The organism is Nocardioides panacisoli, assembly GCF_039537325.1.
In the GTDB taxonomy this organism is placed as follows: Bacteria; Actinomycetota; Actinomycetes; order Propionibacteriales; family Nocardioidaceae; genus Nocardioides; species Nocardioides panacisoli.
This window is the reverse complement of the sequence record NZ_BAABAH010000017.1, coordinates 60,231-86,661: the sequence shown is the minus strand read 5'-3', so window position 1 is coordinate 86,661 and position 26,431 is coordinate 60,231. Positions and strand designations below refer to the sequence as shown.

At 72.5% G+C, this 26,431-nt stretch carries 28 protein-coding genes; 13 read left to right on the top strand and 15 right to left on the bottom strand.

The features are described from left to right. Positions 1-14: 14 nt before the first annotated feature. Complete coding sequence (locus ABD709_RS18735) at positions 15-626, top strand: YwaF family protein (RefSeq protein WP_344778274.1); 612 nt, start codon at positions 15-17, stop codon at positions 624-626. Here the strand turns inward: ABD709_RS18735 and fabI are convergent. The 3 genes from fabI to ABD709_RS18720 form a co-directional block, all read right to left on the bottom strand. Further along, on the bottom strand, positions 623-1,411 hold the full coding sequence (gene fabI / locus ABD709_RS18730; protein WP_344778272.1) for an enoyl-ACP reductase FabI: 789 nt from the start codon (positions 1,409-1,411) through the stop codon (positions 623-625). The genes ABD709_RS18735 and fabI overlap by 4 nt on opposite strands. Continuing rightward, entirely contained in the window at positions 1,411-2,133 is a 723-nt protein-coding gene (locus tag ABD709_RS18725) for a beta-ketoacyl-ACP reductase (RefSeq protein ID WP_344778270.1), read from the bottom strand. Before ABD709_RS18725 ends, fabI begins: the two co-directional genes overlap by 1 nt. 91 nt (positions 2,134-2,224) lie before the next feature. Further along, entirely contained in the window at positions 2,225-2,440 is a 216-nt protein-coding gene (locus ABD709_RS18720; protein WP_344778268.1) for a dodecin, read from the bottom strand. 53 nt (positions 2,441-2,493) lie between these two features. Here ABD709_RS18720 and ABD709_RS18715 point away from each other — a divergent pair, with 53 nt between their 5' ends. The 3 genes from ABD709_RS18715 (at position 2,494) to ABD709_RS18705 (ending at position 4,123) form a co-directional block, all read left to right on the top strand. Further along, complete coding sequence (locus ABD709_RS18715; RefSeq protein ID WP_344778266.1) at positions 2,494-2,787, top strand: DUF3099 domain-containing protein; 294 nt, start codon at positions 2,494-2,496, stop codon at positions 2,785-2,787. Further along, entirely contained in the window at positions 2,780-2,989 is a 210-nt protein-coding gene (locus ABD709_RS18710) for an acetone carboxylase (protein ID WP_344778264.1), read from the top strand. The genes ABD709_RS18715 and ABD709_RS18710 overlap by 8 nt, the downstream gene beginning before the upstream one ends. Positions 2,990-3,061: 72 nt before the next feature. Continuing rightward, positions 3,062-4,123, top strand: a complete 1,062-nt coding sequence (locus tag ABD709_RS18705) for a PNPOx family protein (protein WP_344778262.1) — start codon at positions 3,062-3,064, stop codon at positions 4,121-4,123. Positions 4,124-4,172: 49 nt separating this feature from the next. Here ABD709_RS18705 and moaA read toward each other — a convergent pair whose 3' ends face one another. Next, positions 4,173-5,171 carry a GTP 3',8-cyclase MoaA gene (gene moaA, locus ABD709_RS18700; RefSeq protein ID WP_344778260.1) on the bottom strand — a complete coding sequence of 333 codons (999 nt, stop codon included), beginning with the start codon at positions 5,169-5,171 and terminating at the stop codon, positions 4,173-4,175. A 42-nt stretch (positions 5,172-5,213) separates the two neighbouring features. On the opposite strand from moaA, the gene ABD709_RS18695 reads away from it, so the two are divergent. Then, a complete protein-coding gene (locus ABD709_RS18695) occupies positions 5,214-6,017 on the top strand; it encodes an SURF1 family cytochrome oxidase biogenesis protein (protein ID WP_344778259.1) in 804 nt (267 codons plus the stop codon). On the opposite strand, the gene ABD709_RS18690 is transcribed toward ABD709_RS18695, so the two are convergent. The 5 genes from ABD709_RS18690 to ABD709_RS18670 form a co-directional block, all read right to left on the bottom strand. Beyond that, positions 6,014-6,784 carry an SDR family oxidoreductase gene (locus ABD709_RS18690; RefSeq protein WP_344778257.1) on the bottom strand — a complete coding sequence of 257 codons (771 nt, stop codon included), beginning with the start codon at positions 6,782-6,784 and terminating at the stop codon, positions 6,014-6,016. The genes ABD709_RS18695 and ABD709_RS18690 overlap by 4 nt on opposite strands. An 18-nt stretch (positions 6,785-6,802) precedes the next feature. Next, a complete protein-coding gene (locus ABD709_RS18685; RefSeq protein ID WP_344778255.1) occupies positions 6,803-8,545 on the bottom strand; it encodes a glycerol-3-phosphate dehydrogenase/oxidase in 1,743 nt (580 codons plus the stop codon). 4 nt (positions 8,546-8,549) lie between these two features. After that, positions 8,550-9,710 carry an ATP-binding protein gene (locus ABD709_RS18680; RefSeq protein ID WP_344778253.1) on the bottom strand — a complete coding sequence of 387 codons (1,161 nt, stop codon included), beginning with the start codon at positions 9,708-9,710 and terminating at the stop codon, positions 8,550-8,552. Positions 9,711-9,799: 89 nt separating this feature from the next. After that, positions 9,800-11,329, bottom strand: a complete 1,530-nt coding sequence (gene glpK, locus ABD709_RS18675) for a glycerol kinase GlpK (protein WP_344778251.1) — start codon at positions 11,327-11,329, stop codon at positions 9,800-9,802. Between the two features lie 30 nt (positions 11,330-11,359). Next, complete coding sequence (locus ABD709_RS18670; protein ID WP_344778249.1) at positions 11,360-11,503, bottom strand: hypothetical protein; 144 nt, start codon at positions 11,501-11,503, stop codon at positions 11,360-11,362. A gap of 57 nt (positions 11,504-11,560) precedes the next feature. On the opposite strand from ABD709_RS18670, the gene ABD709_RS18665 reads away from it, so the two are divergent. The 4 genes from ABD709_RS18665 (at position 11,561) to ABD709_RS18650 (ending at position 16,753) form a co-directional block, all read left to right on the top strand. Next, positions 11,561-12,280 carry an SDR family NAD(P)-dependent oxidoreductase gene (locus ABD709_RS18665; protein WP_344778247.1) on the top strand — a complete coding sequence of 240 codons (720 nt, stop codon included), beginning with the start codon at positions 11,561-11,563 and terminating at the stop codon, positions 12,278-12,280. 2 nt (positions 12,281-12,282) lie between these two features. Next, positions 12,283-13,350 (top strand): S-adenosylmethionine:tRNA ribosyltransferase-isomerase, encoded by a 1,068-nt coding sequence (locus tag ABD709_RS18660; RefSeq protein ID WP_344778245.1) that lies wholly within the window; start codon positions 12,283-12,285, stop codon positions 13,348-13,350. A gap of 81 nt (positions 13,351-13,431) precedes the next feature. Beyond that, a complete protein-coding gene (locus tag ABD709_RS18655) occupies positions 13,432-14,205 on the top strand; it encodes an ABC transporter ATP-binding protein (protein ID WP_344778243.1) in 774 nt (257 codons plus the stop codon). Position 14,206: 1 nt separating this feature from the next. Then, positions 14,207-16,753 (top strand): ABC transporter permease, encoded by a 2,547-nt coding sequence (locus ABD709_RS18650; protein ID WP_344778241.1) that lies wholly within the window; start codon positions 14,207-14,209, stop codon positions 16,751-16,753. Here the strand turns inward: ABD709_RS18650 and ABD709_RS18645 are convergent, their stop codons facing one another. After that, on the bottom strand, positions 16,754-18,352 hold the full coding sequence (locus ABD709_RS18645) for an ABC-F family ATP-binding cassette domain-containing protein (RefSeq protein WP_344778239.1): 1,599 nt from the start codon (positions 18,350-18,352) through the stop codon (positions 16,754-16,756). 65 nt (positions 18,353-18,417) lie between these two features. Between ABD709_RS18645 and ypfJ the strand changes: the two genes are divergently transcribed. Continuing rightward, positions 18,418-19,392: a KPN_02809 family neutral zinc metallopeptidase gene (ypfJ, locus tag ABD709_RS18640; protein ID WP_344778237.1), complete on the top strand. Its 975-nt coding sequence runs from the start codon at positions 18,418-18,420 to the stop codon at positions 19,390-19,392. A gap of 4 nt (positions 19,393-19,396) precedes the next feature. On the opposite strand, the gene ABD709_RS18635 is transcribed toward ypfJ, so the two are convergent. Genes ABD709_RS18635 through ABD709_RS18625 form a run of 3 tightly spaced genes read right to left on the bottom strand, consistent with a single transcriptional unit; the run spans position 19,397 to position 22,789 of the window. After that, entirely contained in the window at positions 19,397-20,302 is a 906-nt protein-coding gene (locus tag ABD709_RS18635) for a phosphotransferase (RefSeq protein WP_344778235.1), read from the bottom strand. A 10-nt stretch (positions 20,303-20,312) separates the two neighbouring features. Then, the gene (locus tag ABD709_RS18630) at positions 20,313-21,890 is read right to left on the bottom strand and encodes an ABC transporter permease (protein WP_344778233.1); all 1,578 of its coding nucleotides are present in this window, start codon (positions 21,888-21,890) and stop codon (positions 20,313-20,315) included. Next, complete coding sequence (locus tag ABD709_RS18625; RefSeq protein ID WP_344778306.1) at positions 21,887-22,789, bottom strand: ABC transporter ATP-binding protein; 903 nt, start codon at positions 22,787-22,789, stop codon at positions 21,887-21,889. Before ABD709_RS18625 ends, ABD709_RS18630 begins: the two co-directional genes overlap by 4 nt. An 83-nt stretch (positions 22,790-22,872) precedes the next feature. Between ABD709_RS18625 and ABD709_RS18620 the strand changes: the two genes are divergently transcribed. Together ABD709_RS18620 and ABD709_RS18615 are read left to right on the top strand one after the other, a co-directional pair. Next, the gene (locus ABD709_RS18620) at positions 22,873-23,370 is read left to right on the top strand and encodes a thioesterase family protein (RefSeq protein ID WP_344778232.1); all 498 of its coding nucleotides are present in this window, start codon (positions 22,873-22,875) and stop codon (positions 23,368-23,370) included. Beyond that, positions 23,367-23,828 carry a GNAT family N-acetyltransferase gene (locus tag ABD709_RS18615; protein WP_344778230.1) on the top strand — a complete coding sequence of 154 codons (462 nt, stop codon included), beginning with the start codon at positions 23,367-23,369 and terminating at the stop codon, positions 23,826-23,828. The genes ABD709_RS18620 and ABD709_RS18615 overlap by 4 nt, the downstream gene beginning before the upstream one ends. Here ABD709_RS18615 and ABD709_RS18610 read toward each other — a convergent pair. Next, complete coding sequence (locus ABD709_RS18610) at positions 23,825-24,433, bottom strand: acVLRF1 family peptidyl-tRNA hydrolase (protein WP_344778228.1); 609 nt, start codon at positions 24,431-24,433, stop codon at positions 23,825-23,827. The genes ABD709_RS18615 and ABD709_RS18610 overlap by 4 nt on opposite strands. A 44-nt stretch (positions 24,434-24,477) precedes the next feature. Between ABD709_RS18610 and ABD709_RS18605 the strand changes: the two genes are divergently transcribed. Next, positions 24,478-24,996 carry an SRPBCC family protein gene (locus tag ABD709_RS18605; protein ID WP_344778226.1) on the top strand — a complete coding sequence of 173 codons (519 nt, stop codon included), beginning with the start codon at positions 24,478-24,480 and terminating at the stop codon, positions 24,994-24,996. Here the strand turns inward: ABD709_RS18605 and ABD709_RS18600 are convergent. Continuing rightward, positions 24,966-26,396: a DUF222 domain-containing protein gene (locus tag ABD709_RS18600; RefSeq protein ID WP_344778224.1), complete on the bottom strand. Its 1,431-nt coding sequence runs from the start codon at positions 26,394-26,396 to the stop codon at positions 24,966-24,968. The genes ABD709_RS18605 and ABD709_RS18600 overlap by 31 nt on opposite strands. Positions 26,397-26,431: the final 35 nt, after the last annotated feature.

The following is a 26,431-nucleotide window of genomic DNA, read 5'->3' as shown; positions in this document are numbered from 1 at the left end:
TCCATGCTGAGGGGGTGAGTACCCAGGTGCCCGGATCGAGGTCTTTCCGCCGGGCGTGGGCCGTCCTCGTCGCCGCGATCGGCCTGTTCCAGGCCGCCACGTTCGTCGTCGACTTCGACCTCGGCGTCTCCCTGCCCCTGCACATCTGCCGGCTCACCTGGGTCGCCGTCGTGCTGGCGCTGTGGACGCTCCGGCCGCTCCCGGTCGCGCTCACCTTCTTCTGGGGCGGCCTGCTGTCCTCGCAGGCGCTCCTCACCCCGTCCCTCGCCGAGGACTTCCCCGACCCTCGGTTCCTTGCGTTCTGGGCGCTGCACCTGATGGAGGTGGCAGCGGCCGTCTACCTCGTGGGGGTGCTGCGGCTGGCGCCGCGCTGGCGGGACCTGGTGACGACGGTGGCAGCCACGCTCCTCTGGGCGGCCGTGGCCATGACCTTCAACGGCCTCGCCGGCACCAACTACGGCTACCTGCAGCGCAAGCCGGACGGGAGCGTCCTGGATCTGCTCGGCCCCTGGCCGTGGTACCTCGCCGCCGAGCTCGTCATCGTCATCGCGATCTGGGCGCTGATGACCCTGGCTGCCCGGTGGTGGTCGGGGAGGTCGCCCCGGCGACCCGTCGAGGAGCCCTAGGCGCCCATCGCGTGGAAGCCGCCGTCGACGTGCACGATCTCGCCGGTCGTCGCCGGGAACAGGTCGGACAGCAGGGCACAGACCGCGCGGGCCGTGGGCTGGGTGTCCGCGTTGTCCCAGCCGAGCGGGGCGCGGGTCTTCCACATCGTCTCGAGGTCCTCGAAGCCGGGGATCGCCTTGGCGGCGAGGGTGCGCAGCGGCCCGGCGGAGACCAGGTTGACCCGGATGCCGTCGGCGCCGAGGTCGCGAGCGAGGTAGCGGGACGTCGACTCCAGGCCCGCCTTGGCGACGCCCATCCAGTCGTAGACCGGCCAGGCGACGCTCGCGTCGAAGGTCAGGCCCACGACCGAGGAGCCGTCCCCGAGCAGCGGGCGGCAGGCGACGGTCAGCGCCTTGAGGGAGTACGCCGACACCTCGATCGCGCGGGCGACGTCCTCCCAGGGGCCGTCGAGGAACTTGCCGCCGAGCAGCGTCTCCGGGTTGCCGTAGGCGATCGAGTGGACCACGCCGTCGAGCCGCGCGTCGTCCCCGAGGTGCTCGCGGAGCACGTCGGGTAGGCCGGCGAGGTGCTCGGGGTCGGTCACGTCCAGCTCGAGGACGGGCGGCTCCTCGGGCAGCCGCTTGGCGATCCGGCGAGTGATCCGGAGCGCCTGGCCGAAGTTGGAGATGAGCACGCGGGCGCCGTACTCCTGGGCGCAGCGGGCGATCGCGAACCCGATCGAGCTGTCCATGGTCACACCGGTGACCAGGATGTTCTTGCCGGCCAGCAGCTGCGGCGCGCTCATCAGTGCCCCATCCCGAGTCCGCCGTCGACCGGGATCACGGCGCCGGTGACGTACGCCGCCCGCTCGCTCGCGAGCCAGGTGACCGCATCGGCCACCTCCGCGGGGCTCGCGTAGCGGCCGAGCGGGACCCGGTCCCTGATCGCGGCCTTCTGCTCGTCGCTGAGCGCGGCGGTCATGTCGGTGTCGACGTACCCGGGGGCGACGACGTTGGCGGTGATGCCGCGCGGCCCGAGCTCGCGCGCCAGGGAGCGAGCCATGCCCACGAGACCGGCCTTGGAGGCGGCGTAGTTCACCTGGCCGGGCGACCCGAGCAGCCCGACCACGCTGGAGACCAGGACGATCCGTCCCCGCCGCAGCCGGAGCATGCCCTTCGCCGCACGACGCACGACGTGGAACGACCCGGTGAGGTTGGTGTCGAGCACGTCGGCCCAGTCGTCCTCCGACATCCGCAGCAGGAGCGTGTCCCGCGTGATGCCGGCGTTCGCGACCACGATCTCCACCGGACCGTGGGCGGCCTCGGCGTCGGCGAACGCGCCGTCGATGGACGACGCGTCGGTCACGTCCGCCTTGAGCTCGAGCGCGCCGTCAGGCGCGCCTCCGCTGCGGGTCGTGACCGCGACGAGGTCTCCCTGCGCAAGGAAGGCCTCGGCGATCGCACGGCCGATGCCGCGATTGCCTCCGGTGACGAGAACCGACCTCGGTCCCGTTGTGGGTTCGCTCACAGTCCACAACGCTAGTCGCGGCCCACGGTCGGTTCGCCCTAGGTGGACAGCAACTTCCCCGGCGTTCTTTGTGAGAACCCCACAAAAGCGGTCAGGCCTCGTCCTCGAGCCGGAAGCCGACCTTCATGCCGACCTGGAAGTGCTCGACCTCGCCGTCCTTGATCTGGCCGCGGACCTGCGTGACCTCGAACCAGTCGAGGTGGCGCAGCGTGTTGCTCGCCCGCTCGATGGCGTTGCGGATGGCCTGGTCGATGCCGTCGGGGGACGTGCCGACGATCTCGGTGACGCGGTAGGTGCGGTTGCTCATGGGCAGAGCCTAGTGCGGGTGGACGCCCGGGGCCCGCGGCGTAGGCTGGCGGCATGGCCGACGCCCCCATCAGGATCACCACTGCCGGCCGCAGCCGGCAGGCCGATCTGGCACGGCGGCAGCGGCGCTACCTGATCTCGATGGGCATCCGCGTGCTCTGCTTCATCGGCGCGGTGATCGCCGGCATCGCCGGGATCAACTGGCTGTGGCCGATCCTCGTCGGCGGGGCCCTGATCCTCCCCTACATCGCGGTCGTGATGGCGAACGCCACCGACAGCCGGATCGACACCCTGCCGCTCACCGGGGGCGGCGACCTCCCGCCGCAGGTCGGCCCGCACGGTGGTTGACGAGCAGCCCGCCACCGAGCCCGACGTCTGCTCGGCGAAGGGTTGCCGGGAGCCCGCCACCTGGCAGCTGCTCTGGAACAACCCGAAGATCCACACGCCCGACCGCCGCAAGGTCTGGCTCTCCTGCCACGATCACCGCGAGGGCCTCGAGACGTTCCTCGGCGCGCGCGGGTTCCTCCGGGACACCCTCCCGCACGCCTGAGACCTTCGGCCCTTCCGACAGGACACCCCGCGGTCCACCGTGGAGGTGATCGGCCTGTGGGGAGGTGAGCCGATGGCCACGACAGGACCCACGCGCGCTCCGTCGCTCGATCGACCCGTCGCCGCGGCGCCGATCCGGCAGTGGATCGCGCTGTGCGCGGCCGCCGAGGCGGTCGGGATGTCCGCGGCGGCAGCGGCGAGCTGCGTGTCCAACGCGGCGGTCGGGGACCCGACGAACGTCCGCCGGACGATCGCCACCGTGGCGATCATCGTGGCCGGCGGGCTCGTCGAGGGCACCGCCCTCGGGTTGGCCCAGGCGTCCGGCCTCCGCTCCTGGCGGCCCCGCCTGCGCACCACCGCCTACGTGCTCGTCACGGTCGCCGTCGCAGGCGTCGGCTGGGCGGCCGGCTCGCTCCCCGCAGCGCTCTCGGGACCGGGCTCGGACGACAGCGCCGGACCGGCGCTGTGGCTGGTCCTCCCTGGCGCCGCGGCGCTCGGCGCCACGATGGGCGCCCTGCTCGGAGCCGGTCAGGCCCTCGCCCTTCGCCGGCAGCTACCGCACCCGTGGCGGTGGGTCGGTCTCAACGCCGTCGCCTGGATGCCGGTGATGGCCCTGATGTTCCTCGGTGCGTCCGTCCCCGGCAGCGACTGGCCGACGGCCGCCGTGGTCGGCGACGGCACCGTCACGGGCCTCGTCGCCGGGGCGGCACTCGGCGCGGTCCTCGGCTGGGCGCTGCCCTCCCTGGACGGCGTGGCGCCTCACAACCGGGTCCTGCTGGCGCTGCTCGGCACGCGGCGGACCCCGTTCTCCGGTGCCCTCCTCGGTCTGCGGGTGCGGGGCGTCACCAGCGGCCGGGCGATCGAGCTGCCCGTGATGTACGCCGCCGACGACGACGGCCTGGTTGTCCTTCCCGGTCGCCCGGAGAGCAAGCGGTGGTGGCGCAACCTCCGGACCGCCGCGCCGGTCGCCGTACTCCGGGACGGCCGGTGGACCGCGGGCGAAGGTGTGGTCCTCCGCGACGCCGACGACGGCTACGCCCGGGCGTTGGAGAGCTACCGCCGTCGCTGGCCGCGCACGAAGGTCCCCGACGGTGCGCCGCTGGTGCGCATCCGCCACGACCACCCGGTCGAGTAGGCCCCGACGCCCGGTCGAGTGGGGCCGACGGCGGAGACCCCCACTCGACTCAACCGCCGATGGCCGACATGGGGCGGTCGGGCTGCAGGAAGGTGGGGTCGTCGATGCCGTGGCCGGGGGCCTTGCCGGCCATGGCGACCAGCCAGCGCTCGGCGAGGTCGGCGTCGGAGGCGCCGGAGCGCATCGCGACGCGGAGGTCGGACTCCTCACGGGCGAACAGGCAGTTGCGGACCTGTCCGTCGGCGGTGAGCCGGACCCGGTCGCAGTCGCCGCAGAACGGACGGGTGACCGACGCGATCACGCCGACGGTCGCAGGACCACCGTCGACGAGGAAGAGCTCGGCAGGCGCGCTCCCCCGCGGCTCCCGCGCGGGGGTCAGGGCGAACTCCTGCTCGAGGGCGGCGAAGATCTCGTCGGCGGTGACCATCGCCTCGCGCGACCAGCCGTGCTGGGCGTCGAGCGGCATCTGCTCGATGAAGCGCAGCTGGTAGCCGCGCTCGAGGCACCACCCGAGCAGCTCGGGCGCCTGGTCGTCGTTCACGCCGCGCAGCAGCACGGCGTTGACCTTCACCGGCCCGAGCCCCGCGGCGTCCGCGGCGGCCAGCCCGGCGACGACGTCCTCGAACCGGTCCCGGCGGGTGATGGCTGAGAACGTGTCGGGGCGCACGGTGTCGAGACTGACGTTCACCCGGTCCAGGCCGGCCTCGGCGAGCGCCGGCGCCAGCCGCGCGAGCCCGAGGGCGTTGGTCGTCAGGGACGTCTCGACGGTCGGGTCCAGCGCATGGGTGCGGGCGACGATGTCGACCAGACCACGGCGGACCAGCGGCTCACCGCCGGTGAACCGGACCTCCCGCACGCCGAGCCGCTGCACCGCCACGCCGATCAGCCGGACGACCTCGTCGTCGGTCAGCTGCTCGTCGCCGGGCAGCCAGTCGAGGCCCTCCGCGGGCATGCAATAGGTGCAGCGCAGGTTGCAGCGGTCGGTCAGCGAGACCCGGAGGTCGGTCGCTACCCGGCCGAAGCGATCGACGAGCGGCTGCACCTGCACCCGGCCAGTGTAGGCGGGGGGGTTGCGTCTAGGTTGGGCGCCGTGCGTGAGTGGCTGGCGTCGTGGCGGTTTCTGCTGAGCCGGCGCTGGGTCCTCTTCTTCCTCGTGGTGGTCCTGCTGGCGTACGCCGCCTGGTGGCTCGGCGAGTGGCAATTCCACCGGCTCCACGACAGGAGGGCCGAGAACGCCATCATCGAGGCCAACGCCCACCAGGACCCGCAGCCGGTCGCCTCCGTGCTCGCGCCGGACCAGCCGGTGGCCGAGACCGATGAATACACCGTGGTCACCGCAACGGGCGTCTACGACCCGGCGAGCACGATCGTCGTCCGCTACCGGACCGACGAGCACGGGACGCCCGGCGTGGACGCGGTCGTGCCGCTCGTCACCGCCGACGGCACGGCACTGCTCGTCGACCGTGGCTGGTTCGAGACCACCGACCCCGGGATCGACCCCGCATCGCTGCCCGCTCCCCCGACCGGCACCGTCACCATCACCGGCTGGGTGCGGGTCGACGGCACCGGCGACAGCACGCAGGTCACCGACCACTCCACGCGCTCGATCTCCAGCGTCGCGATCGGCGACGCGCTCGACGAGAAGGTCTACGGCGGCTTCGTCGAGATGCTGACCGAGGACCCACCGGCGGCAGATCCGCTCGGCCCGCCGGAGGAGCCGGACCTGGGCGAGGGGCCGCACTTCTTCTACGGCCTGCAGTGGTGGTTCTTCGGCCTGCTCGCCGTCGGCGGCATGGGCTACCTCGCCTGGGACGAGCGGAAGCACGGGCCCCGCGGCGAGCGCCGTCGTACGACGAAGGCCGACGACGAGACCGCGGCAGACGCCGAGCTCTAGATCGCCCGCGTCATCCCGCCGTCGACCGGCACCATCACGCCGGTGACGAAGGACGCGGCGGACGACAGCAGGAACGCAGCCACCCGGCCGAACTCCGCCGGCGCTCCGTAGCGCCGCAGCGGGATCCGCTGGCTCCAGCGCTGGTGGGCGGCCTCCGCATCACCGGTCGCCGCGTCCAGCTCCGCCACCCGGTCGGTGGCGATCCGTCCCGGCAGCAGCCCGTTGACGCGTACGCCGCGCGGGCCGAGCTCGTCCGCGAGCGACTTGGCGACCATCGCCAGGCCCGGCCGGAGCCCGTTGGAGATGCCGAGGTTCTCGACCGGTTCCTTGACGCTGGTCGACAGCACCAGCGCGATCGCGCCGTCCTCGCCGAGCGCCGCTCCGATCTCGCGGGCGAGGCGGACCGCGCCGAGGAAGACCGACTCGAACGCCCCGGTCCACTGCTCGTCGGTCATCGTCGTGACCGGCCCGGCCGGCGGGCCACCGACGCTGATGAGCGCGCCGTCGAGCCGGCCCCAGTGGTCCTGGGCAGCGGAGACCAGCCGGCCCGGCGTCGTGGCGTCGGCGTTGTCGGCGAGCACGCCCAGCGCGCAGTCACGGCCGTCGACCTCGCACAGCGCGGTCACGGCGTCGTCGAGCTGCTCCTGGCGACGGCCGGACAGCACCACGTTGGCGCCGCCGGCCACGAGCTCCTCGGCGGTCGCCCGGCCGAGGCCGCGCGTGCCGCCGGTGACGATGAAGACCCGGTCCTTGAGGTGGAGGTCCATGGTCCCGAGCCTAGGTCGTCAGTCGACGAGGGACTCGACGTGCGTCACCGGCACCACGTCGGGTGCGCCCTTGCGGGCGGCGTCGGCGGTGAGGTCGTCGGGCTGTCGCTGGCTCTCCCGCTCGGCCTCGACCCGCTTCAGGTAGTGCTCCAGCTCCCGCTGGGTCTGCGCGGTGTCCCAGCCGAGGTGACCCCGCACCAGCTCCGCGACGTACGGCGCCGCCGCGACACCGCGGTCGAACGTCTCGATCGAGATCCGCATCCTGCGGGTCAGTACGTCGTCCAGGTGCCGGGCGCCCTCGTGGGTGACGGCGTAGACCGCCTCGACCCTGAGGTAGTCCTCCGCACCGGGCAGCGGCTCGGCCAGCTCGGGCTCGGCGGCGACCAGGTTGAGCACCTCGAGCACGAGCGATCCGTAGCGCTGGAGCAGGTGCTCGACCCGGTTCACCGGGATGGACGACTGCGTGGCCAGCGTCCGGCGCTGGTTCCACAGGGCCTGGTAGCCGTCGGCCCCCACGAGCGGGACCGTCTCGGTGACGCAGTCGCCGACCGCGCGTCCGAGGACGGACTCCAGGCCGTGCACGGCCTCGTCGACGGCGTCCTTGGCCATCACCCGGTAGGTCGTGTACTTGCCGCCGGCCACAACCACGAGCCCCGGCACCGAGTGCGCGACCGCGTGCTCGCGGGAGAGCTTCGACGTCGCCTCGTCCTCGCCGCGCAGCAGCGGTCGCAGGCCCGCATAGACGCCCTCGACGTCGTCGCGGGTCAACGGCACCTCGAGCACCCGGTTCACCTGCGCGAGCAGGTAGTCGATGTCGCGGGAGCTCGCCGCGGGGTGGTCCTTGGACAGCGCCCAGTCGGTGTCGGTGGTGCCGATGATCCAGTGCCGCTTCCACGGGATCACGAACAGGACGGAGGTCTCGGTGCGCAGGATCAGGCCGGTCTCGCCGCGGATCCGGTCCCGCGGCACCACGAGGTGGATGCCCTTGCTCGCCCGGACGTGGAACTGGCCGCGCTCACGAGCCATCGCCTGGGTCTCGTCGGTCCACACGCCGGTCGCGTTGATCACCTGCGAGGCACGGATCTCGAACCGGTCGCCCGTCTCGAGGTCGATCACCTCGGCGCCCACGACCCGCTCGCTCTCCTTGAGCAGCCCCAGCACGCGGGTGCGCGACGCGACGGCAGCGCCGTACGTCGCCGCGGTGCGGGCGAGGAACATCGTGTGCCGGGCGTCGTCGACCTGCGCGTCGTAGTAGCGGATCGCGCCGACCAGGGCGTCCTTGCGCAGGGAGGGGAACGCCTTGCGGGCGCCGGTCCGGGTCAGGTGCCGGTGGACCGGCGTGGTCGAGCCGTAGCCGCTGGCCTTCGACATCGCGTCGTACAGCGCGACGCCCGAGCCGGCGTACCACCGCTCCCAGCCGCGGCCGTGGAGCGGATAGAGGAACGGGACGGGCCGCACCAGGTGCGGCGCCAGCCGTTGCATCAGCAGGCCGCGTTCCTTGAGCGCCTCGGCGACCAGCCGGAAGTCCATCATCTCCAGGTAGCGCAGCCCGCCGTGGATCAGCTTCGAGCTGCGGCTCGACGTGCCGGAGGCGAAGTCGCGGGCCTCGACCAGCCCGACGGAGAGGCCCCGGGTCGCCGCGTCCAGTGCCGCCCCGCCGCCCACGACACCGCCGCCGATCACGAGCACGTCGAGCGGCTGGGTCCTCAGCCGCTTGAGGGCGGCCGTGCGAGCCCGTGGCGAGAGCGCTGCGGGGTTCATGCCCTCACTCTTCCAGCGACCGGATCCACGCGCCCATGCCGGGGGTGATGAAGTGCAGCGCACCGCCGGCCTGCCGGTAGATGGTGCCCTTGCGCAGCAACCGCGCCCGCAGATAGGACACCGACGTGACCGGCACCCCGAGCTCGGCCGCGACCGACCCGCCCTTGGGCACCTCGCCCTTGCCGTCCACGGCGGCCATCGCGCGCAGGTAGTCCTGCTCCTTGGGGCTGGCGTCGTCCCACCGCGACCGGAACAGGTGCGCGAGGTCCGCCTCGATCCGGGGTACGGCGTCCCGCGCGTGCCGGGCCTCGATCGTCCTGCTCCCGTGGGACGCCCGCCACGCGAAGTGCCCGGCGACCTGGATCGCGTAGGGATAGCCGCCGGTGTGGCCGAGCAGCAGCTCGAGCGCCTCGGGCGACATCGGACGGCCGGACTGGGCGGCCGGCCCGCCGAGGGCCTCCCTGGCCTCGTCCGGGGGCAGGGTGTCGAGGTCGTGCCACTCGGCGCGCTCGAGGTACGTCGGCGGCCGGCGCCGGCCCCGCGACTCTCGGAGCGTCGGGAGCGCGGCCACGGCAACGACCAGCGGCCAACCCGTGGGCACGTTCTCCTGGATCGTGCCGAACAGCTCGGCGATCTCGTCCGGCTCGGCGCTGTGCAGCTCGTCGATCGTGACCACCAGCCCCGCGCGGCGACGCAGGGCCGTCGACATCGTCGCGGTCAGTGCGCCGGCCAGCGAGTCGTCCGCACGCCGGTCCTGGGCCTCGATCTGGAGCTCCGCGCCCACACCGAACGCTCGGGCCTCGAGCTTGCCGCCGGTGACCCGCGGTCGCCGCGGTCGCTCCCCCGGCGCCTCGCCGGACAGCAGCCGGTCGGCGGCCCGCAGCCGCGCCGAGAGCTCGGGCAGCATCCGGCCGGCGACCTTCGCCTCGACGTGCACGGTCGGCCAGGCATGCCGCTCGGCGGCGAGCTCGGCGATCTCACCCAGGGTCGCGGTCTTCCCCACCCCGCGCGGGCCGACCAGGATCAGGGGCCGCGGCGTGCGGCCGTCGTACGCGGCGATCTCCAGCGCCTCGGCGGCGCCGTCGAGCACGTCGGAGCGGCCGGCGAACACCACCGGAGGCTGGTTGAACCCCGGGCGGTAGGGGTTCTCCTTCCGGTCGGCCATGCCCGCAGCCTGCCCTCCCCCGCCGACAAAGGCGAGCACTGTCGAGCGTGTATAGCAGTTCAGAGCCGCTATAGCGCGTTATAGCGCGCTCAGTCGACCTCCACCCAGTCGAGGGTGCGCTCCACGGCCATCAGCCAGCGGCGGTAGCCCTCGGCGCGCCGCTCCTCGTCCCACCGGGGCTCCCAGCGCCGGTCCTCGGCCCAGTTGCTGCGCAGCTCGTCGGTGCTGCGCCAGAACCCGACGGAGAGACCGGCGGCGTACGCCGCTCCCAGCGCGGTCGTCTCGGCGACCACCGGCCGGCTCACCGGCACCCCGAGGACGTCGGCCTGGATCTGCATGCACAGCTCGTTGGCGGTGACCCCGCCGTCGACCTTGAGCACCTCGAGCTGGACCCCGGAGTCCTTGCACATCGCCTCGACGACGTCGCGGGACTGGTAGCAGATCGCCTCGAGGGTCGCCCGCGCGACGTGGGCGTTGGTGTTGAACCGCGACAGCCCGACGATCGCGCCGCGCGCGTCGGAGCGCCAGTACGGCGCGAACAGGCCGGAGAAGGCCGGCACGAAGTACACGCCGCCGTTGTCCTCGACCTGGCGCGCGAGGGCCTCGGACTGCGCGGCCCCGCTGATGATCCCGAGCTGGTCGCGCAGCCACTGCACCGCCGATCCCGTCACCGCGATCGACCCCTCGAGCGCGTAGACGCACGGCTCGTCACCGAGCTGGTAGGCAGGCGTCGTGAGCAGGCCGGCCTTCGAACGGACGATCTCGGTGCCGGTGTTGAGGAGCATGAAGTTGCCGGTGCCGTAGGTGTTCTTAGCCTCGCCCGGGGCGAAGCACACCTGGCCCACGGTGGCGGCCTGCTGGTCGCCGAGGATGCCGGTGAGCGGGACCTCGCCGCCGAACGGGCCGCTCGCCCGGGTGACGCCGTGCTCGCCCCTGCTCCCCGCCGACGACTCCCGGATCGTCGGCAGCATCGATCGCGGCACGTCGAAGAAGCCCAGCAGCTCGTCGTCCCAGTCCAGCGTCTCGAGGTCCATCAGCATCGTGCGGCTCGCGTTGGTCACGTCGGTGACGTGCACGCCCCCGTCGGGGCCGCCGGTGAGGTGCCACAGCAGCCAGGTGTCCGGCGTCCCGAAGAGTGCGTCGCCACGCTCCGCTGCCGCGCGTACGCCGTCGACGTTGTCGAGGATCCACTTCAGCTTGCCGCCGGAGAAGTACGTCGCCGGCGGCAGCCCGGCCCGCTGCCGGATCACGTCGCCCCGGCCGTCCCGGTCGAGCGCGGCCGCGATCGCGTCCGTACGGGTGTCCTGCCAGACGATCGCGTTGTGCAGCGGCCGGCCGGTGCGGCGGTCCCAGACCAGGGTGGTCTCCCGCTGGTTGGTGATGCCGACGGCGGCGAGGTCGGCCGCGCCGAGACCGGCCTTGCCGAGAGCGGTCTGCACGACCGCTGACGTGCGCTCCCAGATCTCGACCGGGTTGTGCTCCACCCACCCGGCGCGCGGCAGGAGCTGCTCGTGCTCGAGCTGGTGGCGCGCCACCACGGTCCCGGCATGGTCGAACACCATGAACCGCGTGCTCGTCGTGCCCTGGTCGATGGCCCCCACGAAGCCTGCCTGCGCCATGGGCCCACCCTGCCAGATGCGACCGCCTGGTCAGTGGGACGACAGCAACGCGAAGTGGAGCACCGCCGGGGCGTTGTAGTTGATGCCGACCTCGTTCATCACCCAGTCCTCGGGGTCCGCTGCGGCCGTGTCGGAGACCGTGAACGGAACCGACTCCGCTCCGTCGGACTCCACGCGTCACTCTCGGCGGTCGCTTGACATCAAGTGAACTTGAAGTTTCACGATCGTCCCATGACAACGAAGATCGCACTCGTCACCGGCGGGAGCGCCGGCCTCGGCCGAGCCCTCGTCCACGCACTCGCCGCCCGCGGCTGGCAGGTCATCACCGACGCGCGTCATGCCGGCCGGCTCGCGGCCTCGGTCGCAGACCTCCCCGAGGACGCCGTCACGGCCCTGGCCGGCGACATCACCGACGCGGAGCACCGCGCCGACCTCGCCGCCGCGGTCGCCCGGCACGGGCGGCTGGACCTGCTGGTCCACAACGCCAGCCTGCTCGGACCAACCTCGGGAGAGGCTCCCTACCGCGTGCTCACCGACACCACCCCCGAGGACCTCCAGCAGGTCTGGCGCCACAACGTCGGCGCACCGCTGGTGCTCACGTCCCTGCTGCTCCGACCACTCCTCGACGCACGCGGTGTGCTGCTGTCGATCTCCTCCGACGCAGCGGTCGAGCACCACGCGGGGTGGGGCCTCTACAGCGCGTCCAAGGCCGCGCTCGACCACGTCACGCTCCAGATCGGCGCCGAGCACCCGGAGATCACGGCGTACGCCGTCGATCCCGGCGACATGCGCACCGACATGCACCAGCAGTGGTTCGCCGGCGAGGACATCTCCGACCGGCCGCTGCCCGAGACGGTCGTGCCGCGCCTGCTGGCGCTGCTCGACGAGCGGCCGCGGGCCGGCCGCTACCGCGCCGCCGACATCGCCGTGCCCACCGGGGCGGTGGCCTGAGAATGCCGCTGCTCCGCGAGCACCCCAGCACCGTCTTCGACGCACCGCAGAGCCGGTTCGCGCCCGCTCCGGCCGAGCGCCGCGGAGTCGCCCGGGACAGGGTGCGGCTGCTGGTCGCCGACGGCGAGCGCGGGATCACCCACACCCGCTTCCACCACCTCTCCGAGCACCTCCACCCCGGCGACGTCCTCGTCGTCAACGACTCGGCGACCGTTGCTGCGCAGCTGGACGCCGTCTCGGACCGGCACGGCGCGGTCGTCGTGCACCTGGCCACGCCGCTGGACGACGGCTCCTGGGTGGTCGAGCTGCGCCGCGCACCCGACGCCGACCGCGCCCTGCTCGACGCCGAGGCCGGCGACGTCGTCTCGGTTGCCGCCGGTACGACGACCTTCCGGCTCGCGTCCCCGTACCCCGAGCCCGGGTCCTCCCCGACCGGGAAGGGCAACCGGCTCTGGCGGGCCGAGCCGTCCGGGGCCGACCCGGCGCAGGCCGCGCGCCGCTACGGGCGACCGATCGCCTACGGCTACCTGGGCGACCGCTATCCCCTCGGCGACTACCAGACCGTGTTCGGCCACCGCCCGGGCAGCGCGGAGATGCCCTCCGCCGGCCGGCCGTTCACCGAGTCACTGGTGACCCGGCTGGTCGCGCAGGGCGTGATGGTCGCCCCCGTGACGCTGCACACCGGGGTCTCCTCGCAGGAGGCGGGCGAGGCGCCGCAGGCGGAGCGGTTCGCCGTGCCGGCGTCGACGGCGGCGATCGTCAACGCGGCACGCGCCGGTGGCGGTCGGGTGGTCGCCGTCGGCACCACCGCCACCCGGGCGATCGAGTCCGCCGTCGAGGACGGCCGCGTGGTCGCGCGGCGCGGCTGGACGACCCGCGTGGTCACCCCTGCCGACCCGCCGGAGGTGATCCGCGGCCTGGTGACGGGCTGGCACGACCCCGAGGCGTCGCACCTGCTCCTCGTCGAGGCCGTCACCGGGCCGGAGCTCACCCAGGCCGCCTACCGAGCCGCGACTTCGGCGGGGTACCTGTGGCACGAGTTCGGGGACAGCTGCCTCCTGCTCCCCTAGGGGCTGGGGGCGCGCGATCTCGGGGAAGAGCAGGACGAAAGCCCGATGCGCGCCCCTTGCTCCATCGGGCAGGGTGAGCCCATGACCACCGCACCGGGAGCGGTTGCCGCGCGAGCCGTGGACCTCCGCAAGACCTACGGATCCGGCGACTCTGCCGTGCACGCGCTCGACGGCGTGACGATCGACCTCGCCGCGGGTCGGTTCACCGCGATCATGGGACCGTCCGGGTCCGGCAAGTCGACGCTGATGCACTGCCTGGCGGCGCTGGACACGCCGACGTCAGGGGTCGTCGAGGTCGGCGGCACCGATCTGGGACGGCTCGGCGACCGGGCGCTGACCACCCTGCGCCGCGAGCGGATCGGCTTCGTCTTCCAGGCGTTCAACCTGATCCCCACCCTCACGGCCAAGGAGAACATCCTGCTGCCGTTGAGCCTCGCCGGCACGAAGCCCGACCAAGCCTGGTTCGACACCGTGGTCGACGCCGTGGGGCTCCGCGACCGGCTCGGTCACCGTCCCGCCGAGCTGTCCGGGGGTCAGCAGCAGCGTGTCGCCTGCGCGCGCGCCCTCGTCAGCCGACCGGCGATCGTGTTCGCCGACGAACCCACGGGCAACCTGGACAGCGCGTCCGGGGCCGAGATCCTGTCCTTCCTGCGCCGCAGCGTCGACGAGTTCGGCCAGACGATCGTGATGGTCACCCACGACGCCCTGGCCGCGTCCTACTGCGACCGCGTGGTCTTCCTCGCCGACGGCCGCATCGTCGACGAGGTGACCTCGCCGAGCCGCGAGCAGGTCCTGGAGCACATGAGCACGCTGCAGGCTGCCGCGATCGCCGGCGCGAGCGCCGGGGCCGAGTGACGTGCTCAGGCTGACCCTCAGGACCCTCCTGGCCCGCAAGCTCCGCCTGCTGATGAGCGGGCTGGCGGTCGTGCTCGGGGTCGCCTTCCTCGCCGGCGTGCTGGTCTTCAGCCACGGCCTGTCCGCGACGTTCGACAACATCGTGCACGGATCGACCCCGGACGCGGTCGTCCGCCCCCAGCTCGAGGGCGTCGGCAGCGCCGACGCGCCGGTCACCCAGACCACGAGCACCCTCACGCCCGACGTGATCGACGCCCTCGACGCGCTGCCGGAGGTCGCCCGCGCCGACGGCGACGTGCAGGCGCTCGGAATGAACCTGCTCGCCAAGGACGGCACGCTCGTCGGTGGCACCGGCGCTCCGACCTTGGCGTTCAACCACACCGGATCGCCCAACATGGACGGTGGCCAGGTGCTCGACCTCACCAGCGGCCGGTGGCCCGAGCGACCGGGCGAGGTGGTGATGGACCAGCACGCGGTCGACCACGGCGACTACTCCGTCGGCGACGACGTGAAGCTGCTCGCGCCCAGCGGGCAGCTGAAGATCACCGCACGACTGGTCGGCACGGCCGAGTTCAACGGCGGCGGGACGGCCGGCGCCACGCTGCTGATCTTCTCGACCGACGGCGCCCAGGAGCTGTTCCTGGACGGCAAGGACGTCTACAACCAGATCAGCCTCACGGCCGCCGACGGCGTCTCGCAGGAGCAGCTCGCGGCCGCTGCGCAGAAGGTGGTGCCGACCGGGTTCGAGGCGGTCACCGGCGACAAGGTCGCCCAGGAGCAGGAGGACTCCTTCGGCACCTTCCTCAGCGTGATCAACATCTTCCTGCTGGTGTTCGCGGTGATCGCCGTGATCGTGGGCGCGTTCATCATCGTCAACACCTTCACGATCCTCGTCGCGCAGCGCACCCGCGAGCTCGCCCTGCTGCGGGCGCTCGGGGCCTCGCGTGGCCAGGTCACCCGGTCCGTGCTGCTCGAGGCCTTCGTGCTCGCCCTGGTCTCGTCGACCCTGGGGATGGGGCTGGGACTCCTCCTCGCGCGTGCCCTGGCGGGCATCTTCCGCGGCGTCGGGCTCGACATCTCCGGCGACGTGCTGACGCTGACCTCCGGGTCCGTGGTCACGGGCTACCTGGTCGGCATCGTGGTCACCGTCCTGGCAGCGTTCCTCCCGGCGCGGCGCGCCGGCAAGGTCTCACCGATGGCGGCGCTGCGCGCGGACGCCGGTGCCGAGCGCCGGCCGCTGGGTCGGCGTACGGCGATCGGCGCCGTCGTGATCATGATCGGCGCGGGGTTCGCCGTGGTCGGCATCCGCGGCGGGCCTGGCTCGGACGCGCTGTGGGTCGGCATCGGCGCCGTGCTCTGGATCCTCACCGTGGCCGTGCTCTCCCCGGTGGTCGGCAAGCCGGTGCTGGTGGCCTGCCAAGCGGTGTTCGGCCGGCTGTTCGGAACGCCCGGCCGGCTGGCCGGCGACAACGCCCTGCGCGACCCGCGGCGCACGGGCGCGACCGCATCCGCACTGATGATCGGCCTGGCCCTGGTCTCGACGATCGGCGTCCTCGCGGCCTCGCTCAATGCCTCGATCGACGACTCGGTCGACGAGCAGTTCACCGCCGACTTCCTGGTGAACGCCGCGAACTTCCAGCCCTTCTCACCGAGCGTGGGCGACCGGCTCGCGAAGGTCGACGGCGTCGGCGTGCTGAGCCGCCAGCAGTACGCCGCTGCGACCTCCCACGGTTCCGCCGTGGTGGTCGCGGGCAACGACGCGCGCTTCGACCAGATCTACGACCTCGATGTGGTCGACGGCACCCAGCACGTCTCAGGGGAGCAGGCGATCGTGTTCGACGACTACGCGAAGGACCACGGGCTGAGCGTGGGCGACCGGCTCCCCCTGACCTTCCAGGGCGACCACACGCTCGACGCGACGGTGGTGGGCATCGTGAAGAGCAACGACATCACCGCACCGATCTCGGTGCCCCTCGCGGAGCTCGCGAAGGGCGGCGTGGCGCGGGCCGACACCACGATCAGCATCCTGCTGGCGCCGGGCGCGGACGCCGACGAGGTGCACGCGGCGCTCGACAAGGCCGTGAAGCCGGTCCCGATCGTCGGCGTCAACGACAAGGAGGAGTTCAGCGACTCGATCCGCGGTCAGGTCGACCAGCTCCTGTACTTCATCTACGGCCTGCTCGCGTTCGCCATCATCATCGCGGTCTTCGGCATCATCAACACGCTCGGACTGAGCGTCTTCGAGCGGACACGCGAGATCGGGTTGCTCCGTGCCATCGGCATGAGCCGGGCCAAGCTGCGCAGCATGATCACGCTCGAGTCCATCGCGATAGCGGTCCTCGGGGCGGTGCTCGGCCTGGCCCTCGGGCTCCTGATCGGCGTGCTTCTCCGGCAGACGCTGACCGACGACCTCACCACGCTGGTGCTGCCGATCTCCCAGCTCGTGGTCTTCCTGGTGATCGCCGTGGTCGTCGGCGTCCTGGCAGCAGTGGTCCCCGCCCTCCGCGCCGCCCGGATGAACGTGCTCGAGGCCATCGCCGCCGAGTGACTAGGCGAGCGCCACCAGGTCCGCGTAGTCGGGGCTCCAGAGGTCCTCGTCGCCGTCGGGGAGCAGCAGCACCCGGTCGGGCTCGAGGGCGTGCACGGCGCCCTCGTCGTGGGTGACCAGCACGATCGCGCCCTCGTAGGAGCGGATCGCCGCCAGGACCTCCTCGCGCGAGGCCGGGTCGAGGTTGTTGGTCGGCTCGTCGAGCAGGAGCACGTTGGCGCTGGAGACGACCAGCGCGGCCAGGGCCAGCCGGGTCTTCTCGCCGCCGGACAGCACGCCTGCGGGCTTGTGCGCGTCGTCGCCGGAGAACAGGAAGCTGCCGAGCACCGACCGCGCCTCGGTGTCGGTCAGCTGCGGCGCCGCCGACTGGAGGTTCTCCAGGACGGTGCGACCGATGTCGAGCGTCTCGTGCTCCTGCGCGTAGTAGCCCAGCTTCAGGCCGTGCCCCGGTACGACGGCACCGGTGTCGGGCTGGTCGATCCCGGCGAGGATCCGCAGCAGCGTCGTCTTCCCGGCACCGTTGAGGCCGAGGATGACCACGCGCGACCCGCGGTCGATGGCGAGGTCGACGTCGGTGAACACCTCGAGCGAGCCGTAGGACTTGGAGAGCTCGGCGGCGGTGAGCGGCGTGCGGCCGCACGGCGCCGGCTTCGGGAAGGTGATCCGCGCGACCTTGTCGGACTGGCGCTCGGCCTCGACGCCGGACATCAGCCGCTCCGCCCGCTTGAGCATCGACTGCGCCGCCTGCGCCTTCGTCGCCTTCGCGCGCATCCGGTTGGCCTGGTCGGTCAGCGTCTTCGCCTTGTTCTCTGCGTTCAGCCGCTCCCGCTTGCGGCGCTTCTCGTCGGTCTCGCGCTGCTGCAGGTACGCCGTCCAGCCCATGTTGTAGACGTCGATGACGGCCCGGTTGGCGTCGAGGTGCAGCACCCTGTTGACGGTCTGGTCGAGCAGGCCGGTGTCGTGGCTGATGACGACGAAGCCACCGGAGTAGGACTTGAGGAAGTCGCGCAGCCACACGATCGAGTCGGCGTCGAGGTGGTTGGTCGGCTCGTCGAGGAGCAGTACCTCGGCCTGGCTGAACAGGATCCGGGCCAGCTCGACCCGGCGGCGCTGGCCGCCGGACAGCGTCTTCAGCGGCTGGCCCAGCAGCCGGTCGGTCACGCCGAGGCTGTGCGCGATCGTCGCCGCCTCGGCCTCCGCGGCGTAGCCACCGCCGGCGTGCAGCTCGGCGTCGGCGCGCTCGTAGCGGCGCATCGCCCGCTCCCGGACGGCGGTGTCGTCGCTGCCCATCTCCTGCTCGGCGGCGCGCAGCCGGCGTACGACGTCGTCCAGGCCGCGGGCGCCCAGGATCCGGTCCCGCGCGAGCTGCTCGGGATCGCCGGTGCGGGGGTCCTGCGGCAGGTAGCCCACGTCGCCGCCGGACGTGACGGTGCCGGCGGCCGGGAGACCCTCGCCGGCGAGGATGCGGGTGAGGGTGGTCTTCCCGGCGCCGTTACGGCCGACCAGACCGACCTTGTCGCCGGGCGCGACGCGGAAGCTGACGTTCTCCATGAGGAGCCGAGCACCGGCTCTGACCTCGAGCTGGTGGACCGTGATCATGACGAGTCCATTGTCCCATCCGCGGTCGCCGGGCCGAAAACGCCGAGTTGGCTAGGGTTGCTGCCGTGCGATTCAACCCGAAGGCTCGGCTCGATCGTTCTCGGATCCGTGACGTAGGTCGCGGCGGGGGCGGGGGTGGCATGTCCGGCCCGGGAATGCGGCTACCCATCCCCGGTGGCGGCATCGGGGGCGGCATCGGAGGAGTGATCCTCCTCGTGCTGATCTTCGTCCTCGCCCAATGCGCCGGGCTCGACCTGACCAGCCTGGGCGGCGGCGGCACGTCCGCGTCGAGCGTCTACGACCCGTCCCGGATCAGCTCCGCGGGCGGCGACACGGGCCGCTACGACAACTGCCTGACCGGCGAGGACGCCAACAACAGCGCGGACTGCGCACGGGTCGCGGTCGAGAACTCGCTCACCGACTTCTGGAGCAAGGAGCTCGGCAGCAAGTTCCACCCCGAGGCGGGCGTCGTCACCTTCACCGGCAACACGAGCACGGGCTGCGGGGGCGCGACCGCCGACGTCGGGCCGTTCTACTGCCCGGTCGACGAGACGATCTACCTGGACACCACCTTCTACGAGGACGTCCTGCAGGGCCCACTGCGCGGCCCCAAGGGCGCGTTCGTCGAGCCGTACGTGCTGGCGCACGAGTACGGCCACCACATCCAGAACCTGCTCGGCACCATGTCGAGGGTGAAGACCCAGCAGGGTCCCGACAGCGACAGCGTGCGGCTCGAGCTCCAGGCCGACTGCTACGCCGGCATCTGGGCGAAGAACGCGACCACCACCGAGGACGCCTCGGGCCAGGTGCTGATCCTCGACCTCACCCAGGACGACATCAACACCGCGATCGCGGCTGCGCAGTCGGTCGGTGACGACCGGATCCAGCAGGAGACGCAGGGCAAGGTGGACGAGGAGTCGTGGACCCACGGCTCCGCCGCCGAGCGCGAGGGCTGGTTCACGGTGGGCTACAAGTCCGGCTCGCTCGACAAGTGCGACACCTGGGCGCCGGCGCACGTCGACGACATCCCGCAGGTCTGACCGCTCACACGCGCAGCAGGGCCTCGATCGCCGGGAACTGCCGCTGCAGCGCGCGCAGGTGGGGCGCGACGGACGGGTGGCGGTACTTCGCCGCCAGGGCGCCCTCTCCCCCGGCGACCCGGGCCAGCGCCCACTCCGCGCGGCTGAGCGCGGTGTAGACCGCGACCACCTGCGCGCCCAGGAGTACGGCGTCCCGGTCGGCCACCGTCGCCGGGAGGCCGAGGAGGTAGGCGTCGAGCAGCGGCTCGAGCTCCTCACGGGCCGACAGGGACAGGTAGCCGAGGTCGCCGCCCACGGGCCCGGTGCCGAGCGTGCCCCAGTCGACGGCGATCGCGTCGTCACCCTCGCGGCCGGGCAGGTTCGTCGCGGTCGGGTCACCGTGCTGGGCCACCTGCGGCAGGCCGTCGAGCAGGTCGAGCAGCCGGCCGCGGTGCCGCCAGAGGTGGTCGGCGACGTCGCTGACGGTGGTGCGCGCGAGCGTCGGCCAGCCGCCCCGGTGCGCCACCCGGTCGAGCCGGTCCCGCAGCAGCCGGGTCGCGAGGAACGCCGGGCGCGGGAGGTCGATGCCCGCGAACCGGCCGATCGCCATCGCCAGGAACAGCCCGCTCGACGCCGCGTCCTCGACCCAGTCCACGGTGATCGTGATCCCCTCGGCGTCCTCCTCCACCGACGCCGGAGCGGCCCGCAGGCCCGGGGTCGACGCCGTGAGGCCGATCTGCAGGACGTCGGCCTCGCGGCGCCAGTAGGCGACGTGCGCCGGGTCGGCGAGGCCCGGCGGAGAACCCGGCTGGGGTGCGACCAGGCGTTTCACGACGACCGGGCGGCCGCCGATCGCCGTACGCCACACGCCGAGCGTGGAAGTCCCGGTGCCGCCCGGGAGCGCCACCCACTCGGGCTCGGGCTGCCACATGGTCGGCAAGTTAGCCGATGTCGCGCTCGCGGAACCGCCACCACGCCACGGCGAGCAGGGCCGCGGCGAGCGCCGTCAGACCGATCTCGGCCGGCCAGTCCCACGGTTCAGCGGGGAGGGCGGGCACGTGCTGGTAGGGCGAGAGCCCCGTCACCCAGCCCGGGAGGTCGAACAGGTCGCCCAGGATCTCGAGGGTCAGGAACATGGCCGGCCAGGCCCACCCGACCGGCGTCCAGCGCGGGCCGAGCGCGAAGCAGAGGGCCCCGAGCGCGCCGGTCACCCACACCGCCGGAGCCCAGCCGAGCGCCGCCAGGACGAGGCTGCCGATGTCCGGACCGTCGGCCGCGAGGTAGCCCACCGAGAGCCCGACACCGGTCACGACCAGCAACCACGTGACCCCCGCGAACGCCACGAGGGCCGTCGCGGCGAACCAGCGGGACCGCGAGGTGGTCGTCGCCAGCACCAGCTCGGTTCGGCCGTCGGTCTCGTCGTGGCTGGTGTGGCTGACCACCGTCATCGTGAAGTAGGAGGCGACCACCGCGACGATCGAGAGGATCGCCGCGATGAGGTAGCCCCCGAGCTTGTCGAGGACGCCCTGCATGCTCGACCCGCGGATGATGTCGTCGATCCCCGGCGCGATCATGCCGAAGACCACGCCCAGCACGGCGAACGCGGCCGACCACAGCGTGATCGCGGTGGTGTGCACCCGGATCGCGAGGCCGATCGCGTCGCCCAGGCGCGGCGACCCCACCGGCGGACCGGGACGCGCCGCGATCAGTCCGGAGCCGAGGTCCCGCCGCGCACGGATCTGCTGTGCCACGAGCACCAGCCCGGCCGCGAGGGCGGGATAGGCCAGGAGCAGCCACCAGCGGGTGTCGCCGTAGGCCTGGACCTGCGTGTTCCAGCCGAAGGGGGACAGCCAGCTGAGCCACTGCGGACCGGTGTCGCCGGCGGCGCGCAGGACATAGAGCGTGCCGACGACTGCGGCGGCGAACGCCGAGCAGGTGCGGGCGCTCGCCGACATCTGGGCGGCGACGGCGCCGATGCCCGCTGCGACCAGCCCGGTACCGGTCCACAGGGCACCGAACGCCACCGAGCCGAGCGGGTCCAGGCCGCCCAGGGCGTTGCCGAGCGCCGTGAGCACGCCGAGCACGACCGCGAGGAGGACCGCCTCCATGATCGCGGCGGCGAGCGGTGCGTCACGGCCGACCGACGTCCCGCCGACCAGCTCCGTCCGCCCGGACTCCTCCTCGACGCGGGTGTGCCGCCTGACCACGACGATGAAGAGCACCGCCGCGAAGACTGCGTAGAGGACCGTCATCTTCGACATCGCGAGCTCACCGATGCTCGACGGGTCGAGGATCGGGCCGTAGAGCGCGACGATCGCCGGGCTCGCGTTCACTGCATCGGCGACTCGGGTCCGCTCGGCGAGGTCCGGGTAGAGCCCTGCCGTCGCCGCGGCCGACGCGACCGACATCAGCACGAGCACGCCGATCCAGACCGGCGCGAGGACGCGGTCGCGACGCAGCGCGAGCCGCACCAGCAGCTGCGCGCCGGTCAGCGTGCCCGCGGTCGTCGTACGCGTCATCGCCGGGCACCCGAGCGATCGCGGTAGGCGTCGAGGAAGAGCTCCTCCAGGCTCGGCGGCGTGCTGGTCAGGCCGACGACGCCGGCCTGCGTGAGGGCGGCGAGGACCGCCGGGAGTGCCTCCGGGTCCACCGTGCACGAGACCTGGGCGCCGTCGACCTGGACGTCGTGGACCCCGTCGATCCGGGAGAGCTCGGGTGCGGTCCCGCTCACCGTCGCGACGACCTTGCTCCGGTGCAGGTGGCGCAGCGAGCCGAGTGTCCCGGACTCGACGACGCGACCCTCGCGGATGATCGTCACCCGGTCGGCGAGGCGCTCCACCTCGCTGAGGATGTGGCTGGACAGGAGCACCGTCGCGCCGCGCGCCTTGTGCTCAGCGACGCACTCGTTGAAGACCTGCTCCATCAGCGGGTCGAGTCCCGCGGTCGGCTCGTCCAGGACCAGCAGCGTCGGATCGGTCGCGAAGGCCGCCACGAGCGCGACCTTCTGCCGGTTGCCCTTCGAGTACGCGCGGCCGCGCTTGGTGGGGTCGAGGCTGAACCGCTCGACCAGCTCGTCCCGCCGCGAGGCGCGCGGGTCGCCGCGCCGCATCCGGATGAGGAGGTCGATGATCTCCCCGCCGCTCAGGTTGGGCCACAGGCTGACGTCGCCGGGCACGTAGGCGAGGTGCCGGTGCAGCTCGGACGCGTCGGCCCACGGATCGCCGCCGAGCAGCCGGACCGTCCCCGCGTCCTTGCGAAGGAGACCGAGCAGGACGCGCAGGGTCGTCGACTTACCGGCGCCGTTCGGCCCCAGGAAGCCGTGCACCTCACCGGCCGCGACGGTGAGGTCGAGACCGTCCAGGGCACGGAAGGTCCCGAAGGTCTTGACCAGTCCGCTGATCTCGATCACAGCTTCCATTCTCGACTCGGGCACGAGTCGACACTACGGTCCTTGGTCCCTGGCGAGGGGCACCGTCGCGGTGCGCCGATAGGGTCACCGGCATGGGCAACCAGCCGACCTACGAAGAGCTCGTCACGATGCCGGCGTACGCCGACCACCCGGTCCCGGTCGCGTTCGAGGACAGCAACGGATTCCTCAACGTCCGGCACTACCTGGGCATCGGGAGCGAGGGCCTCGACGAGATGCTGGCCGGTGTCGGGATCCCCTTCAACTGGCCGCAGGTCACCGGGCTGGCCTGCCTCTCGGCTGAGCACCACCTGACCTACCTGCACGAGCTGAAGACGTTCGACGACATGTCCGTCCGCGCCCGGCTGCTCGGCCGCTCGGAACGTGCGGCCCACGCCCTGGTCTACCTGCTCGACGACACCAACCAGCGGGTGGCCTGCCGGTTCGAGGAGATCCTGCTGTGCGTCGAGCTCGAGGCTCGCCGTACCGCGCCCTGGCCGGCCGACGTCGCCCGGCGCATGGACGAGCTGGCCGCCGAGCACGCCGCGCTCCCGTGGGAGGCGCAGCCCTCCGGCTGCCTCACGCTGCGGTGAGGATCGCGGTCGACGACCCGCTCCGCGCCGACGTCCGCGCGCTGCTCGACGAGCACCTCGCGGACATGCACGCCACCTCGCCGGCCGAGAGCGTGCACGCCCTCGACCCGACAGCCCTCACCGCTCCCGGCATCACGTTCTGGACGCTCCGGGACGACGGCGGCGCGGTGCTCGGGTGCGCGGCGCTGAAGCAGCTCGCGCCGGACCACGGCGAGATCAAGTCGATGCGTACGTCGATCGCGGCCCGCCGGCGCGGCGTCGCGGCCCGGCTGCTCGACCACGTGGTCGCCGAGGCGCGGGCCCGCGGCTACCGCCGGCTGAGCCTGGAGACGGGGTCGCAGGACTTCTTCGCTCCTGCCCACTCTCTCTACGCCTCGCGCGGGTTCACCGGCTGCGGCCCGTTCGAGGGGTACGTCGAGGACCCGCACAGCATCTTCATGGCCCTCGCGCTGGGCTAGGCGTTCTCGACCTCGATCACGACGGCCAGCGCGTCGGCCATCGCCGCCTCCAGGACGGCGCGACGCGGGTCCGGCACGGCGAGCCAGCGCTGCTCGGCCACCAGGCCGGCGAGCCGCGGGTCCTCGAGCACCTCGGCGAGCGCAGCGCGATCCCCGCCCGTCACGAGAGGTCCCCGGAGGCCGGCCAGGATCCGTGCCGCGTGGTCGGCGGCCGCCTCGTAGGCCTGCCGTGCCTGGTTGGCCCGCCGACGGGCGAACCGCTGCTGGGACTGCCCGCCGGCCTTGGTGCGCCCCTGGACGTGGCGTTGACCGACCTTGGAGTCCACGAGCCGCTCCCCTGCCAGCCGCGCCACCGCGAACCCGCCCTTGCGCACCAGCAGCACGCCCCAGTTCTCGGGCGGCAGCACCGACGCGGCGAACGGCTCCGCGGCCGCGGGGCCGTCGTACGCCGTCCCGAACGGCAGCCGGGCGACGAACCACGACCCGTCGCCCGCCGCTCCCCTGAGCGCACCGTCGGCGGCGGTCAGGGACGCGCCGCCGTGCCGCTCGCCGAAGTTCGCGACCCACCGCGGGACGCGAGGGGCAGGGACGAGGACCTCGGGCACGAGACCGACGCTATCGGACTAGAACCTGTTCTATTCTGCCTCTCATGGCCACGATGCACCCGTGCGAGAAGGTCGGCGTCGACTTCGTCGACACCGCTCCCTACCGGTTCTCCAACTCCGTCGACCTGAGGATCACGCCGGAGCAGGTGTTCGAGGTCATGGCCGACGCCTCCGCCTGGCCGCGCTGGGCGAAGGTGATCACCAAGGTGACCTGGACCAGCCCGCCGCCGTACGGACCCGGCACCACGCGCACCGTGGACATGCGCGGCGGCCTGGTCGCCACCGAGGAGTTCCTCGTGTGGGAGCCGAGCACGACGATCGCGTTCCGCTTCAACGAGGCGTCGGAGAAGACCATCCGGGCCTTCGCCGAGCGCTACGACGTCCTGCGCACCGACACCGGCTGCCGGCTGACCTGGAACCTCTCCCTCGACGTCGACGGCCCGGCGCGACGGACGATGCCGATCGCTCGGCCGATCAACAACCTGGCCTTCAAGTGGTTCCTGCGGAACCTGCGCCGCCACACGGACAAGGTCTACGGCAGCTCGGCGAACCGGTCCGTGTAGTAGATCTCGCCGACGGATCCGGCTGGGCCCTGGATGGGTTGGAAGGTGCGGGTGCCGGTGGTGGTGACCAAGCGGCCCAGGCCGTGGGGGGTGACCCAGCGGTAGGTGCCCAGTCCGAGCTGGTGGAGCTGGTAGTCGGCGTGGGTCTTGGCACGGTGGTGCTTGCGAGTCAGAGGCGCGTCGTTGTGGTCACCGGTCTGCCCGGGCGGCCCGTTGGGGTCGTAGGCGGTGGCGTGGTCGTGGTCCAGGCGCCGGTAGCCGGTGTTGGTGGAGTGGGGGAAGGCGTCGCCGAGCATCCGCAGCAGGGTGCGTTCCTTGACCAGGGTCGGGTGCTCGTAGCCGTTGACGGAATGGGCCTGGTTGAGGTCGATGACCGGCTGGAGGGTGATGTCGCGGTTGCCGAGGAGCTCGTGGAGCTGCTCGAGGAGCATCGGGCCCATGCCCTCGACCCGCACGGCACCTGGCACCAGCCCGGCGAGGACGGCGTCGGTGAGGTGGAGGTAGATGGTCGCGGGCCGCTTCTTCTTCGGCGCCGGCAGCGGCGGCGGAGCGTCCTCGCCCTCGGGTGAGACAGGCGGTGGCTCGTTGACCTGGTCGAGGAAGGCGGCGGCGGCGTGGGGGTTGGAGAGCAGCTCGACGGCTTTGGCCTCGGCCTGACCACGGGTCAGCTGGCAGTCGCCGGTCTCGGCGGTGATCTGGTCGATGAGTGCGTCGGCGATCTCATCGACGGTCGCGTCGAAGTCCAGCGCGGCGCCGGCCGGGAGCTTCAAGGTGACCCGACGGGTGCCCGGCTCACCCTCGATCTCATCGACTTGGTTGCCGGGCCGGGGCTGGGAGAGCCGGACCCCGACCTTGGCGGCGTCCTCGGCGACCCGGGCCCGGTGGCCTTCCAGGTCGGCCTCGATCACCTTCGCCTCCGCGATCGAGAGAATCCGGCCCGGGGACTGCTCGACCGCCGCTGCCACCGCGGCATCGACCAGGCCGGCCTGGCCCTTCGTCAGCTTCCGCGACATCGCCGCGACCTTGCGCGCCACCCAGACCGGGAGCACCCCGTCGAGGACGGCCTCGTAGAGCAGCGGCAGCCGGTGCCGCAGGTCCAAGGCGTCGGCGGCGAAGTTCTCCGTCGAGACCACGCCGGTCCCGCGGGCGATCGCGAGCTCGGCCCAGCACAGCTCGGATGCCATCGGGGTGCCCTCGCCCCCGAGCTGGACCAATTTGTCCCCACCCCGGCTGACCGGCACCGCGCCAGGCCCAGCCTGCGGGTCGTCGGCGTGCAGGTCGGCCCAGTGCAGCACCCGCACCAGGTCCGCGACCTCCTCCCGGCGCTGCGCGTCCACACCCGCCTCCGCCGCGGCCAACGTGGCCGAGGCGTCGAGGTCGAGCACTGAGTCCGAGATCATGCAGACAGTCTCCGGACCGGGTCCGACACAACTTC

Excerpts from the sequence above, each read along its gene's own strand:
- fabI (WP_344778272.1), bottom strand. The coding sequence starts at position 1,411 with ATGAGCGCGCCGCAGCTGCTGGCCGGCAAGAACATCCTGGTCACCGGT.
- ABD709_RS18720 (WP_344778268.1), bottom strand. The coding sequence starts at position 2,440 with ATGAGCAACCGCACCTACCGCGTCACCGAGATCGTCGGCACGTCCCCC.
- ABD709_RS18715 (WP_344778266.1), top strand. The coding sequence starts at position 2,494 with ATGGCCGACGCCCCCATCAGGATCACCACTGCCGGCCGCAGCCGGCAG.
- ABD709_RS18705 (WP_344778262.1), top strand. The coding sequence starts at position 3,062 with ATGGCCACGACAGGACCCACGCGCGCTCCGTCGCTCGATCGACCCGTC.
- ABD709_RS18690 (WP_344778257.1), bottom strand. The coding sequence starts at position 6,784 with ATGGACCTCCACCTCAAGGACCGGGTCTTCATCGTCACCGGCGGCACG.
- ABD709_RS18685 (WP_344778255.1), bottom strand. The coding sequence starts at position 8,545 with ATGAACCCCGCAGCGCTCTCGCCACGGGCTCGCACGGCCGCCCTCAAG.
- ABD709_RS18680 (WP_344778253.1), bottom strand. The coding sequence starts at position 9,710 with ATGGCCGACCGGAAGGAGAACCCCTACCGCCCGGGGTTCAACCAGCCT.
- glpK (WP_344778251.1), bottom strand. The coding sequence starts at position 11,329 with ATGGCGCAGGCAGGCTTCGTGGGGGCCATCGACCAGGGCACGACGAGC.
- ABD709_RS18665 (WP_344778247.1), top strand. The coding sequence starts at position 11,561 with ATGACAACGAAGATCGCACTCGTCACCGGCGGGAGCGCCGGCCTCGGC.
- ABD709_RS18660 (WP_344778245.1), top strand. The coding sequence starts at position 12,283 with ATGCCGCTGCTCCGCGAGCACCCCAGCACCGTCTTCGACGCACCGCAG.
- ABD709_RS18655 (WP_344778243.1), top strand. The coding sequence starts at position 13,432 with ATGACCACCGCACCGGGAGCGGTTGCCGCGCGAGCCGTGGACCTCCGC.
- ABD709_RS18645 (WP_344778239.1), bottom strand. The coding sequence starts at position 18,352 with ATGATCACGGTCCACCAGCTCGAGGTCAGAGCCGGTGCTCGGCTCCTC.
- ABD709_RS18635 (WP_344778235.1), bottom strand. The coding sequence starts at position 20,302 with ATGTGGCAGCCCGAGCCCGAGTGGGTGGCGCTCCCGGGCGGCACCGGG.
- ABD709_RS18630 (WP_344778233.1), bottom strand. The coding sequence starts at position 21,890 with ATGACGCGTACGACGACCGCGGGCACGCTGACCGGCGCGCAGCTGCTG.
- ABD709_RS18625 (WP_344778306.1), bottom strand. The coding sequence starts at position 22,789 with ATGGAAGCTGTGATCGAGATCAGCGGACTGGTCAAGACCTTCGGGACC.
- ABD709_RS18620 (WP_344778232.1), top strand. The coding sequence starts at position 22,873 with ATGGGCAACCAGCCGACCTACGAAGAGCTCGTCACGATGCCGGCGTAC.
- ABD709_RS18605 (WP_344778226.1), top strand. The coding sequence starts at position 24,478 with ATGGCCACGATGCACCCGTGCGAGAAGGTCGGCGTCGACTTCGTCGAC.
- ABD709_RS18600 (WP_344778224.1), bottom strand. The coding sequence starts at position 26,396 with ATGATCTCGGACTCAGTGCTCGACCTCGACGCCTCGGCCACGTTGGCC.